Genomic DNA, 14391 nt, shown 5'->3' with positions numbered 1-14391 from the left:
CTTACAGAATGGCCAGCACGTTTTCCGGCGGGCGGCCGAGGGCGGCGTGGTCGCCATTGACGACGATGGGCCGCTCGATCAGCTTGGGGTTAGCGACCATGGCGTCAATCAGCGCATCTTGCGAAAGCGACGGGTCGGCCAGATTGAGTTCCTTGTATTCGGCCTCGCCCTTGCGCATCAAGGCGCGGGCATCGGCGAAGCCGAGTTTCTTGAGCAGGCTGCGCAGCGTGGCGGCGTCGGGCGGGGTGTCGAGGTAGGCGACGATCTCGGGTTCGATGCCTTTTTCCTTGAGCAGGGCGAGGGTGTCGCGGGATTTGCCGCAGCGGTTGTTGTGGTAGATGGTGATGGTCATGTTTTGGGCGGTTCGGGGATTTCGATTTTGGGCAAAATTTCCGGTTGACCGTGGGAATGCGGGTTCAGGTGCCGCAGAAGGTCATGTAGCCGGTGGTGAATTCGGTCGGCGCCGGCTCGGCATATTCAGCGTCTTCCAGGCGCTCGTCGAACGGGGCGCGGATGACGGCGAGCAGGCGTTCGAAGGGGGCCAGGTCGTTGTGATCGACGGCGGCATCGAGGGCGGCTTCGACGCGATGGTTGCGCGGGATGTAGCACGGGTTGGCGTGTTGCATGGCGGTGAGCAGTTCGGGCGAACGGGTCTGTTGGCGGGACTGCCAGCGGGTTTGCCAGTCGGCGAAGTCGGTGGCTTCGGCCATTAGCGCGTTGAGGCGCGTGGCATCGCCGGCCGCCGCGTGGAACAGGGCGCGGAAGGCGACGGTGAAGTCGAGTCGGTTTTGCTTGAGGATGCGCAGGAAATCGTCGATCAGGGCGCGGTCGGCTTCGGCGTCGCCGGTTTCGTCGAGGCCGAGCTTGGCGCGGAAAACGCGCAGCCAGTGCACGGCCTGGCGCTCGGGCAGGGCGTCGATGACGGAGGTGGCGGCTTCAACCGCGCGTTGCGTGTCGGCGTCGATGAGCGGCAGCAGGGTTTCGGCCAGCCTTGCCAGATTCCAGCGGGCGATGCCGGCCTGCTTGCCGTAGGCGTAGCGCCCGGCGCTGTCGATGGAACTAAAGACGGTGCCCGGGCTGTAGGTTTCCATGAAGGCACACGGGCCGTAGTCGATGGTTTCGCCGGACAGCGTCATGTTGTCGGTGTTCATGACGCCGTGGATGAAGCCGACGCCGAGCCAGCGCGCGACCAGGTTGGCCTGCCGCTCGCCGACGGCGGCCAGCAGGTCGAGGTAGGGCTGCGGGCTGGCGGCCAGCGCCGGGTAATGGCGGGCGATGACGTAATCGGCCAGGCGCCTGACCTGTTCCGGCCCTTGGTGGGCGGCGAAGTACTGGAAGGTGCCGACGCGCACATGGCTGGCGGCGACACGGGTGAGCACGGCGCCGGGCTGGGCGCGGTCGCGGCGCACCATGTCGCCGGTTGCCACCACGGCCAGCGAACGGGTGGTCGGAATGCCCAGGGCGTGCATCGCCTCGCTGATGATGTATTCGCGCAGAGCCGGCCCGAGCGCGCATTTGCCGTCGCCATTGCGCGAAAACGGGGTGCGGCCGGAACCCTTGAAAGCAATGTCGCGGCGCTCGCCGTGGCGGTCGATCACCTCGCCGAGCAACAAGGCCCGCCCATCGCCCAGCTGCGGCGAAAACTGGCCGAACTGGTGGCCGGCGTATGCCTGGGCAATCGGCTCGGCACCTTCTGGCACCAGGCTCCCCGCCAAAATATCGATCCCCGCCGGCGATGCCAGCGCTTCCGGATCGGCCCCCAATTCGCGAGCCAGTTCATCGTTGAGGCGGATCAGGACCGGCTTGCTGGCCGGCGTCGGCTTCCAGAGAACGTAGAACTCCTCCAGATCGCGGACATAGGTGTTGTCAAAGGCAAAAAATTGGGGAGCTGGTGCGTTCATCGAAATGGGCTTTGTCGGTTTTCCATCGGCCACCGGCGATTTTGTCGTAAATCGCGGCACTGGCCGTGGTTGAAGCAATTTCGATGCTAAGCGACGGCTTTGGTTCCCTTGGGAGAGGCGCAAGGCGTCCATACGGAAATTTCAATTTTGGGCGAATTTTCCGGTTGACCGTGGGAGTGGTGGCCGGGGCTTGTTAGTGCCCTGGACAGGAAGGGCTCCGAAAAGGAAACCGTGGTCTAATATTGCATCGTCATCCTGCCGTCGAGGCAGCCAGCAGAACATCGACCTCTCGCCCAAGCCCTGAGCCTCCCACCACGCATTTGAAAGGACCGTAAATTGAAATCGCCAGTACAGATGTTTGCCGCCTCACAACAACGTAGAAGCACCGGGGCAAAGCTCAAGTTGTTGGCCGCAACGCTCAGCGGGGTCTTTCTTGCTGCCGCCTTCGGGCCGGTTGAGGCTGCCAACAAGTCGAAAGTCAGCGTCTACCAGCATGGAAAGCCCGTCGGTACGCTGCCCTGCGAGTCGAATCCTGGTTCCTTGCCGCGTAGCAACCCGCTGTTTTCGCGTACGGCGGTGCTGATCAGTTTCCTGGGGCGCACGATCGTCGAAAACAAAGCAGACAGCAGCGTGGCACAGGCCATCGGCGTCGATCAGGAAACAGCTTTGCTGCTGGAGTGTGAAGACATGTCCTGCTCGACACCGCCAGCAATCAAGGCTGTAAGCAACCCCAAAAGCTTTGGTGCGGCCTACATTCTCAAGCCTTCGGCAAATAGCAGCCTCACCGTGGAACCGGCAACGCCGCTGACGTTTACCAACGTCGAGGTGAAAAAGTTCCAGGCGAACAGCGCACCAACGACTTACAAGATCAACGTTAACAACGGCGTGATGACTTCAACGAATGCCAACGGTAGCGTCTATTGAGTTTGTGTGCCATTGCGGCGAACGGCAAAGCAGCGGACAGCAGATGCTGCTTTGCCGTCCTGTAGCCCGGCGCGGAGCCTGGCGTACTCGTTGCAGAAGTAGGCGATGGACTGGCGCTACGTCACATTCGAGCGCAGGCCGGGCGATGCGGATTTCAATTTAAGGTATTTTTTTCGGTTGACCGTCGGATAGGCTGGAAAGGTTTGTTTGTGCCACCGGCAGAGGGAGGAGGACGGTCTCGAACGGAGGTGGGGATGCGCGATCTGGAGCGTCTTACCGTCTATTCATCGATGACCCGCCGATAGTGCCTGGCGGGTAGCATGTCCCAAGGCGTGTATTCAAATTCGACGAGCGTGTCGCCCGCCAGAACCAGAAACCTAGCCCGGAGCGAGTCCGGCTCTTCCGCGCCGACGCATTGCATCAGCACCTGTTTATAGCGTTTCCTCACATCGAATGGCGCGATGACCTCGGGATGCGGGGCATGTGTCGGGCCGAGCAGGCTGCTCATCTCCTCGATTTCGCCATTGGCTTTGAGCTTGGGCAAGTACGTCGATCCGCCGCTGTAGCGAAGCGTGCATCCGGAAACGTCGATGAATGGGCCCGCTTCGCTCCCGGATGCGGTGTTGATGCGGACGAAGTCGCCGTCACGGTAGATATCGGCTTTACCTGCGCGGCGGCTCATCGATGACTTCCAGTCCGTCGTTTCCTTGACCAGCGCCCATTTACCCAGCCAGGCGGCATCGAGTTTGTGCGTGTTGCTTTGTGTCCCTTCCGGCACCCATTCATGGTGACCAACCCGATGCAGCAAGAAAACCCGCCAGCGCGGATCCTGTTGCAGGTAGCGATCGATGTTCGCGTCAATGTCAGCCAACAACGCTGCCCGTTCCTTGATGAATCGCGCATCACCCAGGCCGCCGACGGTCACATCACGGTACCCTCCGATGCTTTCCCGGATGATGCCTTTTCGCCAATAGTCGAAACCGGAGTAAACACCATTGCTACCATCGTGAAAGCGTGGCCCCTCAGTGAGTTGACCCGGCGTCGATGGTTTGCGCACCAATCGCAATTCACCCAAATAGGTCGCCGGGTTTGAGAAGGTAAATGCCCGCTGGACATCCTGCTGAACCGCTTCGAGCAGGACCGAGCGCCGCATGTTTTCAATCGGATGTGGCTCGGAAGGTTGGCTTCCCGGACCGCGCGCGATACTTCGGTCGTAGCCGAGCGCGCCGCCGCGCACCTTCTGCAGGATGGCCAACTGGCTGATTTCCTTTTGATTCGGCTTGGCGTTCGGGTTGGATTGATCCCTGGCGACCTGCTCTGAATTGTCGGTTGCCGGCAGGAAGCCAATGCTGTCCAGGCGCCGGATGGCGACGCGGCGCCGCTCGGGATTTACGTCGCACGTTGACTCAATGGCGCTGCGGTCGAGCACGATGGTCGTTTCGCATTGGCGCAGGATCACTTCGGCAACGCTATCGCCCTTGCGGACGGCCGCCAGCAATACCGGCCCCCAGGCCTGGTTGAGCTTCCGATATTCGCCGAGATAGCTTTGGTAAGCCGCCTCGTGCTGCCGCTGACATGCCGCTTCGGCGAGTTGCCGGCGAATGAGCTGTTGCGGGCTTAATGACTCGTCAGGATCGCCTCCACGGCTGCACGGATCGATATCTTCCCGGACATAAAGCGGTTCGACATGAGCGACGTCGGCACGCAATGCCCAAACGTCGATGTAGCCTCGAGCATCGACCTTGGGCGAGGGCGCCCAGGCGTTGGCGGGCGGCGGTGGGCTCGTGTCATTCGCCTCTGCGAGCAAGGTCGTGACGTAGAGCATGGTTGCAAACGTCAGGGCGCAACGCACCACGAACCTGGTTTTCATTTCCCCACCTTGTTATGTTCCGGAGCCGGAGGTATTCCGCTGGTCGCGGCCCAAAGCGTGCCGCTTAGCTGAGCTTTATCCCAAACGGCATTGCCGCAACGTTTTCGAATGACATGGAGATTATCCGAGGACTCTCTGCCTATCAATCAACAATCGCACGAACAAAGGAAAGGTCGCCTTTCTTTTTGAGCCGATATCGGGCCAAAACGCCTAATTTCTTAGTGTTTTGTCGAAACCCGTTTGGCAGTTCGCGGCTTCTTCTCGCCCTCGGTGTTTGCGGTTCGCCCGGCAGTAGGTTTCGTCGGGTCGGCATGGTCGAGCCAGATCAGCGTGTCGATGTAGCTCATGAAACCCTGCAGGTAGTCCGGGGCGATGTCGCGCATGCGTTCCAGGCTGCGCAGGACGAGGTGCTGGGAATTCATGGGGCCGGCGTTTTCGGGGGCCTGGGCGAGCGTTTGGGTGAGTTGTTGTTCGGTGCTGAGTTTTGACCACTCGTTGCGGAAGATGGCGACGGACTTGAGTTCGGGGCCTTGCTGGCGAGGGGTTGCCGAGGCGGATTTTGATTTTGGGCTAATTTTCCGGTTGACCGTGGGATTGTCGTGGGCGGGTTCGATGGTGCCCGGTTGGCCGTGGGCTTGTCCGCTGATGTAGGCGAGGAGGTCGGCGAGCGGGCTGGCAGGGCTTGTCTCCACAATCTCGGCGGGTATCGGAGCCGGGCGGCTGGCGAGTTCGTTGGCGGCGGCGCTGATTTTGGCGTTGAGCGACTGGCGGATGGCTTCCGGCTGCGTGGCGGCGCGGCGGCTGAGTGCTTCGAGGTAGGTGAAGCGGATGGGGTCGCGGTCGGCGGCGCCGCTGGCACGCAGGGCGTCGAGTTGGGCTTGCAGATCACCCGTTTCAGCCATTGGCTTCCTTGCCGTTGGTTCTGGACTTCGGCACCGGCGCCATTTCGACGCGGCGATTCCGGGCGCGGCCGTCGGCGTCGGCGTTGTCGGCGACTGGCTGCTGCGAACCGAAGGCGGCGGCGAAGATGGATGACGAGGGCACGCCGTCCTCGATCAGCGTTCTTGTGACAGTCAGGGCGCGCTGGGCGGAGAGTTCCCAGTTGTCGGCGAAACGGCTGTTGCTGCCGCGCACCGGCATGTCGTCGGTGAAGCCGCTGACCATGAGCATCTGTTCGCTGGCGCCGAGGTAGGCGGCGATGGGTTGCGACAGGCTCTTGAGGAGCTGTTTGCCTTCCGGTTGCAACTGGTCGGAGTTGAGCGCGAAGAGCACATTGCCGCTGATGCCGATCTTGCCGTTGTTGAGCGTCACGCGGCCGGAGGCGAGCGGGCCGGCGAGCGCTTTTTCGAGTGCTTCGCGGCGTTGTTCTTCCTGCTGGCGTTTCTGGATTTCGGCTTCGAGGCTAGTGACCAGTTCGAGCTGCACGCCGAGCACGCCGACCAGAATGAGCACGAAGGCGCCGAGCAGGCCGGCCATGAGGTCGCCGAAGACGGCCCAGACGGGCGTGCTGTGGTCGACGCTGGCGTCGATGTCTTCCATCGTTATGCCTCGCTAGCGGCGACGCGCTGCAGGTCGTCGACCATCTTTTTCTGCGACATGATGCTGAGGTCGATGATTTCGCGCGCCTGGGCGACGTAGTAGGCGAGCTGTTCGTCGCTGCGCGTCAGCGACTTGGTCAGCCCGCCTTCGATGCGTTGCAGGGCAGCCATCATCTTGTCGTTCGATTCGGTGAAGAGCTTGACCGCGACACCGAAAGCCTCGCCCAGGCTGGCCACTTCGAGGGCGCCGCCGGTGATGCTGGTGCCGATGTCGACCAACTTGCCCGCTTCGCTCTCGACCTTGGCGGCGAACTGGCTGCCAGCACGTTCAAGCAGGTCGGCCGACGAGGCGACCAGCGCGTCGATGGCGCTGCGCTGTTCGGTCGAAGCGTGGTTGATGGCATCGAGCAACGCGCCCAGGGTTTCCATGATGCGGCTGCGTTCTTCGAGCAGGCTGTTGTCGCGCGCCATGCTGGCCGACAGTTCGTGGCGCAATTGGCCGATGACTTCGGCCGCCGCCTTGGGCGCCTCGGCGGCGGTCTGCATCAGGCGGGTGACTTCGGCAATGGTCGCTTCGGCCTGGCGCTGGTGGGCGGCGACGAGGTCGCGAGCGGTGTCGCCGAGCGTTTGCGTGATCTTTTCCTGCTGCGCCAGTGTGGCGTCACCAGCCTGTTGCCATTGCGTTTCGAGCTTGCCGGCCATGGCGGTGAGGGCGTCGGTGAAGCTGGTCTGGCGGGTCTGTTCGCCGGTCGCCCATTCGGTTTGCCAGCTAGCCTGTGTTGCGCGCATGTCAGCGAGCAGGGCGGCGGTGCGCTGGGCGAAGGTCTCGGCGAGGCTGGTTTGCGTTTGTTCCAGCGCCTGGGTGAGGCGGTCGCTGGCCTGTTCGTGCATGGCGAGGGCGCCGGTCCAGGTGGCGGAGACAGTCTGCACGGTGCCGTCGAAACGCTGGGCGATGCCGTCGAGCTGGCTGGCGACCTGGTCGCTTATCGCCGACTGCTGGGCTTGCGTGGTCTGCGCGAAAGCAGCATGGCTGGCATCGATTGAGCAGAGCAGCGCCTGCGTGCGTTCGCCGAAGGTGTCGGCGACCTGGCTGACGGCCTGATCGAGGCGGGCGGTGACGCCATCAAACTGGCTGGCCAGCGTGGCGGCTAGTTGTTGCTGGCTGGCGGCGGTGGTTTCGGCCAATGCGGCGTGATGCTGCGCGGCGTCGGCCTGAAGTTTGGTTTGGGTGTTTTCGACCGAGGCGAGCAAGGCGGCCGAGCGTTGCTCGAAAGTGTCGGCGTAGGCGGTGAGGGCTGTTTGTAGTTGCTGGTGCTGGGTGCCGGTGGCCTGTTCGTGGTGGCTCAGGGCCTGTGTCCAGGTGTCGCTGACGGTAGTCACGGTCTGCGCAAACTGGCCGGCAATGCCGGCGAGCTGCGTTTCGACGGTGCCGAACAGCTTGTCGTGCAGGCCGCGCGTTTCGTTGGCGATACCGGCCATGGTGGCGGTGACGACCGGCTGGATGGTTTCGGCAGCGACCGTCGCGCTGTCCTTCAGGCTAGCCTTGAGCGACTGGTCGACGGATTGGGCGAGACCGGTGTACAGGCCCTTGGCTTCTTCGTGGAAGCGTTGCTGACCGGCTGCCAACTGCTCGCCAAGCAGGCGGCTCTGTTCGGCCATCTGGCTCATCATGGCGTCAAGCTTGCTGACCAATTCGGGCAGCGCCTGGGACTGGGCCTGCAGGGCCTTGAAGGTTTCCTGGCGCTGGTAGGTCAGCGAGAAATCGCGCAGCACGCTGGCGATCTTGCTGTCGAGGAGTTGGCCGACCTGCAGGCGGTCGCGCCGGCACAGCGCCGAGATCAGGCCGAGCATGGCCGAGGTGGCGACGCCGGCCACCGAGGTGCCGAAGGCGACGCCCAAGCCCTTGACCGGCGCGGCCAGCGCCGAACGGATGGTTTGCAGGTCGGTGGTGCTTTCCAGCGCCAGCACGGCGCCGTTCAGCGTGACGACCATGCCGAGGAAGGTGCCGAGCATGCCGAGCAGGACCAGCAGGCCGACGAGGTAGGGCGTGATGCCCGGGCCGGGGAGGGCGACACGTTCGCCTTCGATACGCAGGCGGACGGCGTTTTGCAGGGCGGCTGGCACCTGTTGCAGCCATTCGCCGAGGTGGCCGATGTCGTCCGGGATATTGCGCAGCGCCTTGGCCAGCGCCGTGGTGTTGTCGTGGAAACGCCGCATTTCAAGGGCGCCGGCGACATAGACGATGGCGATGATGCAGGACACCGTAAAGGCCAGCGTGTGGCCGCCGATGTAGCCGATGGCGACCCAGACGACGGCGAACAGGCCGAGGATGAAGGCGAAGAGACTGAGGTTGCGGTTCATTGGGGCTTTGTTTCCTTGTGTTCTGCAGCGCCGCCAAGCGCGGCGATCAGGCCGGCGACCGGCTTGAGGCGCAGTTCCAGTTCGGCGAGCAGCGCGGTCTGGGCGTCGTGGCAGAAGGCTTCGAGCCAGCTGCCCGGCTGCGTCCAGGTGGTCGGATCGTCGGCGGTGTTGTCGGCCAGGGCGGCGCGATGTTCGGCGTAGCGCTGGTCAAAGCGCTTGCCGAGCATGATCGGGATGTTCGACAGCAGATTGCGTTCGCGGGTGAACAGAAATTTCTCGAAAGAGGCGTCGAGGTCGGCCAGTTGCTTGCCCGCCGTCGAGTGGCCGGCCAGCGCCTTCCGGGCGTTGGCGCGCAGGGCCGTGATGGCAGCGTTCATGTCGCGCTGGTGGGCGAGGTAGTAGCGGTGGTAAGGCGAGAAATCGGCAGCGCTTTCCGGCGTAGCGTTGGGCAGCGGCGTCGGGAACGGAATGCGCGCCGGCTCGGTGCTGAAAACGCCGTCGTTGTGGATCGAATCGTTCAGATTGCGGCGAACGCGGGCCAGTTGGGCCGGCAGGTCGCTGTTGGCCGAAGCGATGGGCGTGCCGCTGCCGGCCTCGGTATTGAGGACCGAAAACAGCGTCAGCGCATCCGAAAAGTCCAGCCACTGCCCGAGCCGTTCGCCGAAATCGTATTTCGGATCAGGGACTTCCGGGAGGGTGTCGGACAGGACGCGGACGAGGGCAGAGCGATTGAAGGTGGCGCGTTGCAATTCACGCGTCATGATCATGACCTGGTTCGACGTCGAAAGGGGTCGCAAGGCTACTACAACTTTGCGACGCGGTCAGCGGTCCGCGTTTGTCCTTGTGCGAGCGGCGATGCCGGCGGAAGGTGTCGAGCATCCGCACGAGGCGCGCGATTTGGGTGGCATGGCGAATTTCAATTTTGGCCATTTTTTCCGGTTGACCGTGGAATTCCGGGGTTTTAACAGCCCCCGCAGTCGCGTTGCATTGCTGATTAGCCGCCGAGAGCAGGGCCGGGCTCGGGTATAATTTCGCCCTTTCCGCTACCGCCGAATTCATCCCATGGCCGACATTCTTTGCCTCAAGGGCGACGCCGCCTTTTCCGCCTTCCGTCTGCAACGCTTGACCAACCGCTTGACGGCAGCCGTCGCCGATATTGAAGCCGTGGTGGCCGATTACTGGCATGTCGTGGCGCAAAAGCGTGCGCTGAATGCCGACGAGCGTGCCAAGCTGGCGACGCTGCTGGAAGAGAAGGCGGCTGGCAGCGATGCCGGCGAGCTGTTCCTCGTCGCGCCGCGCATCGGCACCATTTCGCCGTGGTCGTCGAAGGCCACCGACATCGCCTGGAACTGCGACCTCGACGCCATCGAGCGCATCGAACGCGTCATCGCCTTTCATGTTGTCACCAAGAACAATCGCGCGCTGAGCGCCGATGAAAAGAAAACCGTCGCCGGCTTGCTGCATGACCGCATGACCGATTCCGTGCTGCCCGGCTTCGACGCTGCCGGCGAGCTGTTCCGCCATTTCGAGCCGAAGCCGCTCAACACCGTCGATGTGCTGGCCGGCGGCAAGGCTGCGCTGGTCGACGCCAACAGCTCGCTCGGGCTGGCCCTGTCCGACGACGAAATTGATTACCTGCTCGACGTCTTCACCAAGGCCGGCCGCAACCCGACCGACGTCGAACTCATGATGTTCGCCCAGGCCAACTCCGAGCACTGCCGCCACAAGATTTTCAACGCCTCCTGGGTAATCGACGGCCAGGCCAAGGACAAGACCCTGTTCGGCATGATCCGCGAAACGCATGCAGCCGCGCCGCAAGGCACGATCATGGCCTACGCCGATAACGCCTCGATTATCGAAGGCGCGACCATCCAGCGCTTCTACCCGGATGCCGACCGCGGCTACAGCTACAAGGAAGAGCTGACCCACATCCTGACCAAGGTCGAGACGCACAACCACCCGACCGCCATTTCGCCGTTCCCCGGCGCGTCGACCGGTTCCGGCGGCGAGATCCGCGACGAAGGCGCCACCGGCAAGGGTTCCAAGCCGAAAGCCGGCCTCTGCGGTTTCTCTGTCTCCAACCTGAATCTGCCCGATGCCCCGCAGCCCTGGGAACACGCCTACGGCCGTCCGTCGCGCATTGCTTCCGCACTCGACATCATGCTCGAAGGCCCGATTGGCGCGGCAGCATTCAACAACGAATTCGGTCGCCCGAACCTGACTGGCTATTTCCGCACCTATGAGCAGGATGTCGCTGGCACGGTGCGCGGCTACCACAAGCCGATCATGATCGCCGGCGGTCTGGGCAGCATCCAGGCCGAGCAGTCGTTCAAGGATGAAACCTTCCCGGTCGGTACCAAATTCGTGCAACTCGGTGGTCCCGGCATGTTGATCGGTCTGGGCGGCGGTGCCGCTTCGTCGATGACCGCTGGCTCGAATGCCGAAGACCTTGATTTCGCCTCCGTGCAGCGCGGCAACCCGGAAATCCAGCGCCGTGCGCAGGAAGTCATCGACCGCTGCTGGCAGATGGGCAAGAACAATCCGATTCTTTCCGTGCATGACGTCGGTGCCGGTGGCGTCTCCAACGCACTGCCGGAACTGGCCCATTCGGGCGGCGTCGGCGCCATTTTTGATCTGCGCAAGGTGCCGACCGAAGAGCCGGGCATGTCGCCGGCTGAAATATGGTCCAACGAATCGCAGGAACGCTACGTGCTGGCCATTCCGCCGAACCGCATCGCCGAATTCCAGGCCATGTGTGAGCGCGAGCGCTGCCCGTTTGCCGTGGTTGGCGAAGCGACCGGCGACGGCCACCTGACCGTCACCGATGCCCATTTCGGCGTCAATCCGGTCGACATGGAAATGGAAGCGCTGCTCGGCAAGCCGCCACGCATGACGCGCGACGTCAAGCATGAGCCGGAAACCTTCGTCTCCTTCGACGCCACCGCCATCGAACTCAAGGACGCGGCCTATCGCCTGATGCGTCTGCCGACCATCGCCGACAAGACCTTCCTGATCTCCATCGGCGACCGCTCGGTCGGCGGCATGACGGCGCGCGACCAGATGGTCGGACCGTGGCAGGTGCCGGTGGCCGACGTTGCCGTCACCACGATGGGTTACCAGGGTTACCTCGGCGAAGCCTTCGCCATGGGCGAGCGCACGCCGCTCGCCGTGTTCGACGCTCCGGCTTCCGGCCGTATGGCCATCGGCGAAGCGCTGACCAACCTGGCTGCCGCCGATGTCGGCGCACTGGCCAAGGTCAAGCTGTCGGCCAACTGGATGGCACCGTGCGGCGTCGCCGGCGAGGATGCCCGCCTGTTCGACACCGTCGAAGCCGTTTCTGACCTGTGCAAGGCCATCGGCGTGTCGATCCCGGTCGGCAAGGATTCGCTGTCGATGCGCACCGCCTGGGAAGATCAGGGCGTCAAGAAACAGGTCGTCTCGCCGCTATCTCTGGTTGTCACCTCGTTTGCTGCGGTCGACGACGTGCGCAAGACGAAAACCCCGCAACTGGCCGTCGATCAGGGCGAAACCGAACTGCTGCTGCTCGACCTCGGCCAGAGCCGCCTTGGCGGCTCCTGCTTGGCACAGGTCTACAACGCCACCGGCAGCGATGCGCCGGATGTTGACGATCCGGCCAAGCTCAAAGGTCTGTTCGACGCCGTGCAGAAACTCAATCGCGACGGCCTGTTGCTCGCCTACCACGACCGTTCCGACGGCGGCTTGTTCGTCGCGGCCTGCGAAATGGCCTTCGCCACGCGTCGCGGCGTCTCGCTCGATCTCGACGGCATCTGCTACGACGCCGGGGCCGGCGATGTCGATGGTTCCGAGAAACTGACCAACCTGCTGGCTGGCCGCGATTTCGAGAACATCGTCCGTGCCCTGTTCAACGAAGAACTCGGCGCCCTGATCCAGATCCGCCGCGCTGACCGCGAAAAGGTCACGCCGATATTGCGTGCCCTGCGCGTGCCCTACCATTTCGTCGGCACGATGAACGAGTGGGACGAAATCCGCGTCACCCGCAACGCCAAGCGCGTGCTGCGTGAAAAGCGCGTCGACCTGCAGCGCGCCTGGTCGGAGACCAGCTACCAGATGCAGGCCATGCGCGACAATCCGAGCTGCGCCCAGCAGGAATTCGACCGCATCCTCGACGTCGCCGATCCCGGCCTGACACCGAAGCTGACTTTCGATCCGCAGGACGACTTCACCAAGGTGTACCGCGAACTCGGCGCCAAGCCGCGCGTCGCCATCCTGCGCGAGCAGGGCGTCAACAGCCACTACGAAATGGCCGCCGCCTTCGACAAGGCCGGCTTTGCCTCGGTCGACGTCCATATGAGCGACATCCTGGCCGGCCGCGTCAGCCTCAAGGACTTCAAGGGCCTGGTCGCCTGCGGTGGCTTCTCGTATGGTGACGTGCTCGGCGCCGGCCTCGGCTGGGCGCGGACCATCCTGATGCACGACGGCTGCCGCGACGAATTTGCCGCCTTCTTCAATCGCCCAGATACCTTCGCGTTGGGCGTCTGCAACGGCTGCCAGATGATGAGCGCGCTCAAGGCTATCATCCCGGGTGCCGAAAACTGGCCGGCCTTCCGTCGCAACAAGGTCGAGCAGTTCGAAGCGCGTTTCGTGATGACCGAAATCCTCGATTCGCCGTCGATCTTCTTCGCCGGCATGGAGGGCTCGCAAGTGCCCATCGTCGTCTCGCACGGCGAGGGCAGGGCAGTCTTCGATAACGCCGACGACAAGGCCAAAGTCTTGTCAGCCGTGCGCTACGTCGACAACAAGGGCGAACCGACCGAGGTCTATCCGTACAACCCGAACGGTTCGCCGAACGGTCTGACCGCGGTGACCACGGCCGATGGCCGCTTCACGATCATGATGCCGCACCCGGAGCGCGTGTTCCGTACCGTGCAGATGTCGTGGCATCCGGAAAACTGGGGCGAGGACAGCCCGTGGATGCGCATGTTCCGCAACGCGCGGCGCTGGGTCGGTTAAGCGACCGGGAAAATCAGAAAAGGCGGCCTGCGGGTCGCCTTTCTTTTTTTCACAAACGTATATTGTTAAATTACAATATACGCAATCACTTATAAATAGTGGTTGCCAATTGAATTCCAATGGAGGAGCAAATAAATGATCAAAAAAGCTTTGCTGGGTGCGGCGATTCTCGCCGTGTCGATGGGGGCCATGGCGCAGGAGAAGGAACTGCTGCGCATCATCGGCGAGGATAAGCAGTTCGTCGTTCAGACCAAGAACGGGCCGTTCGTCATTACCCGTACGATGACGCCGTGCGCCAAGAACAAGGGCTGGCTGCAGCCGCTGATTCCGGTTCCGGGCGTGCATCCGGTCACCGAGATCGAAATGCTGCACGCGATGAATGACAAGGATTCGCTGATCGTCGACATGCGTGAGCCGGACGACCGGATCAAGGGCACCATCCCCAACTCGTATCACATCCCCTACACTCTGGTTTCCGGTCGCATGGATGAACTGGGTTGCGCCAAGACGGCCGGCAAGTGGGACTGCAGCAAGGCCAAGAAGGTCTATGCCTTCTGCAATGGCCCGGTCTGCCCACAAAGTCCGTCAGCCATCAACGCTATGGTTCGCGATGGTTTCCCGGCCGACAAGATTTATTACTACCGCGGCGGCATGCTCGACTGGGATGCGCTGGGCTTCCCCATCGTCAAGGACGATTTCTAAGCACATCCAGCTTCTTGGCTCGCTTGCTACCCGAACGGAACTCCACGGAGTTCCGTTTTCATTTTTGGCCATTTTTTCCGGTTGACCGTGGGATTGCCTGCTT

The 14391-nt window shown here is 62.9% G+C and carries 11 protein-coding genes; 3 read left to right on the top strand and 8 right to left on the bottom strand.

The genetic code is table 11. The features are described from left to right. Position 1: 1 nt before the first annotated feature. Both arsC and KI610_RS11880 read right to left on the bottom strand, forming a co-directional pair. On the bottom strand, positions 2 to 352 hold the full coding sequence (gene arsC, locus KI610_RS11885; RefSeq protein WP_226495176.1) for an arsenate reductase (glutaredoxin): 351 nt from the start codon (positions 350 to 352) through the stop codon (positions 2 to 4). 64 nt (positions 353 to 416) lie between these two features. Then, a complete protein-coding gene (locus KI610_RS11880) occupies positions 417 to 1901 on the bottom strand; it encodes a protein adenylyltransferase SelO (RefSeq protein ID WP_226495175.1) in 1485 nt (494 codons plus the stop codon). Positions 1902 to 2237: 336 nt separating this feature from the next. On the opposite strand from KI610_RS11880, the gene KI610_RS11875 reads away from it, so the two are divergent. After that, positions 2238 to 2825, top strand: coding sequence for a hypothetical protein (locus KI610_RS11875; RefSeq protein ID WP_226495174.1), 588 nt, complete (start codon positions 2238 to 2240; stop codon positions 2823 to 2825). Positions 2826 to 3105: 280 nt separating this feature from the next. Here the strand turns inward: KI610_RS11875 and KI610_RS11870 are convergent, their stop codons facing one another. The 6 genes from KI610_RS11870 to KI610_RS11845 form a co-directional block, all read right to left on the bottom strand. Then, complete coding sequence (locus KI610_RS11870) at positions 3106 to 4695, bottom strand: hypothetical protein (RefSeq protein ID WP_226495173.1); 1590 nt, start codon at positions 4693 to 4695, stop codon at positions 3106 to 3108. A 218-nt stretch (positions 4696 to 4913) separates the two neighbouring features. After that, positions 4914 to 5597, bottom strand: a complete 684-nt coding sequence (locus KI610_RS11865) for a DUF2894 domain-containing protein (protein ID WP_226495172.1) — start codon at positions 5595 to 5597, stop codon at positions 4914 to 4916. Then, positions 5590 to 6234 (bottom strand): OmpA family protein, encoded by a 645-nt coding sequence (locus KI610_RS11860; protein ID WP_226495171.1) that lies wholly within the window; start codon positions 6232 to 6234, stop codon positions 5590 to 5592. The genes KI610_RS11865 and KI610_RS11860 overlap by 8 nt, the downstream gene beginning before the upstream one ends. Before the next feature lie 2 nt (positions 6235 to 6236). After that, positions 6237 to 8594 carry a DUF802 domain-containing protein gene (locus tag KI610_RS11855; RefSeq protein ID WP_226495170.1) on the bottom strand — a complete coding sequence of 786 codons (2358 nt, stop codon included), beginning with the start codon at positions 8592 to 8594 and terminating at the stop codon, positions 6237 to 6239. Beyond that, positions 8591 to 9361 carry a DUF3348 domain-containing protein gene (locus KI610_RS11850; protein WP_226495169.1) on the bottom strand — a complete coding sequence of 257 codons (771 nt, stop codon included), beginning with the start codon at positions 9359 to 9361 and terminating at the stop codon, positions 8591 to 8593. The genes KI610_RS11855 and KI610_RS11850 overlap by 4 nt, the downstream gene beginning before the upstream one ends. Further along, the gene (locus KI610_RS11845) at positions 9345 to 9653 is read right to left on the bottom strand and encodes a hypothetical protein (protein ID WP_226495168.1); all 309 of its coding nucleotides are present in this window, start codon (positions 9651 to 9653) and stop codon (positions 9345 to 9347) included. The genes KI610_RS11850 and KI610_RS11845 overlap by 17 nt, the downstream gene beginning before the upstream one ends. 3 nt (positions 9654 to 9656) lie before the next feature. Between KI610_RS11845 and purL the strand changes: the two genes are divergently transcribed. Together purL and KI610_RS11835 are read left to right on the top strand one after the other, a co-directional pair. Then, the gene (gene purL / locus KI610_RS11840; protein ID WP_226495167.1) at positions 9657 to 13586 is read left to right on the top strand and encodes a phosphoribosylformylglycinamidine synthase; all 3930 of its coding nucleotides are present in this window, start codon (positions 9657 to 9659) and stop codon (positions 13584 to 13586) included. A gap of 135 nt (positions 13587 to 13721) precedes the next feature. Beyond that, the gene (locus tag KI610_RS11835) at positions 13722 to 14288 is read left to right on the top strand and encodes a rhodanese-like domain-containing protein (RefSeq protein ID WP_226495166.1); all 567 of its coding nucleotides are present in this window, start codon (positions 13722 to 13724) and stop codon (positions 14286 to 14288) included. The last annotated feature ends 103 nt before the right edge of the window (positions 14289 to 14391 follow it).

It is taken from the genome of Ferribacterium limneticum, from assembly GCF_020510565.1.
Taxonomy (GTDB): domain Bacteria; phylum Pseudomonadota; class Gammaproteobacteria; order Burkholderiales; family Rhodocyclaceae; genus Azonexus; species Azonexus limneticus_B.
Note: the sequence above shows the minus strand (reverse complement) of the source record. Positions and strands in the feature narration are given on the sequence as shown.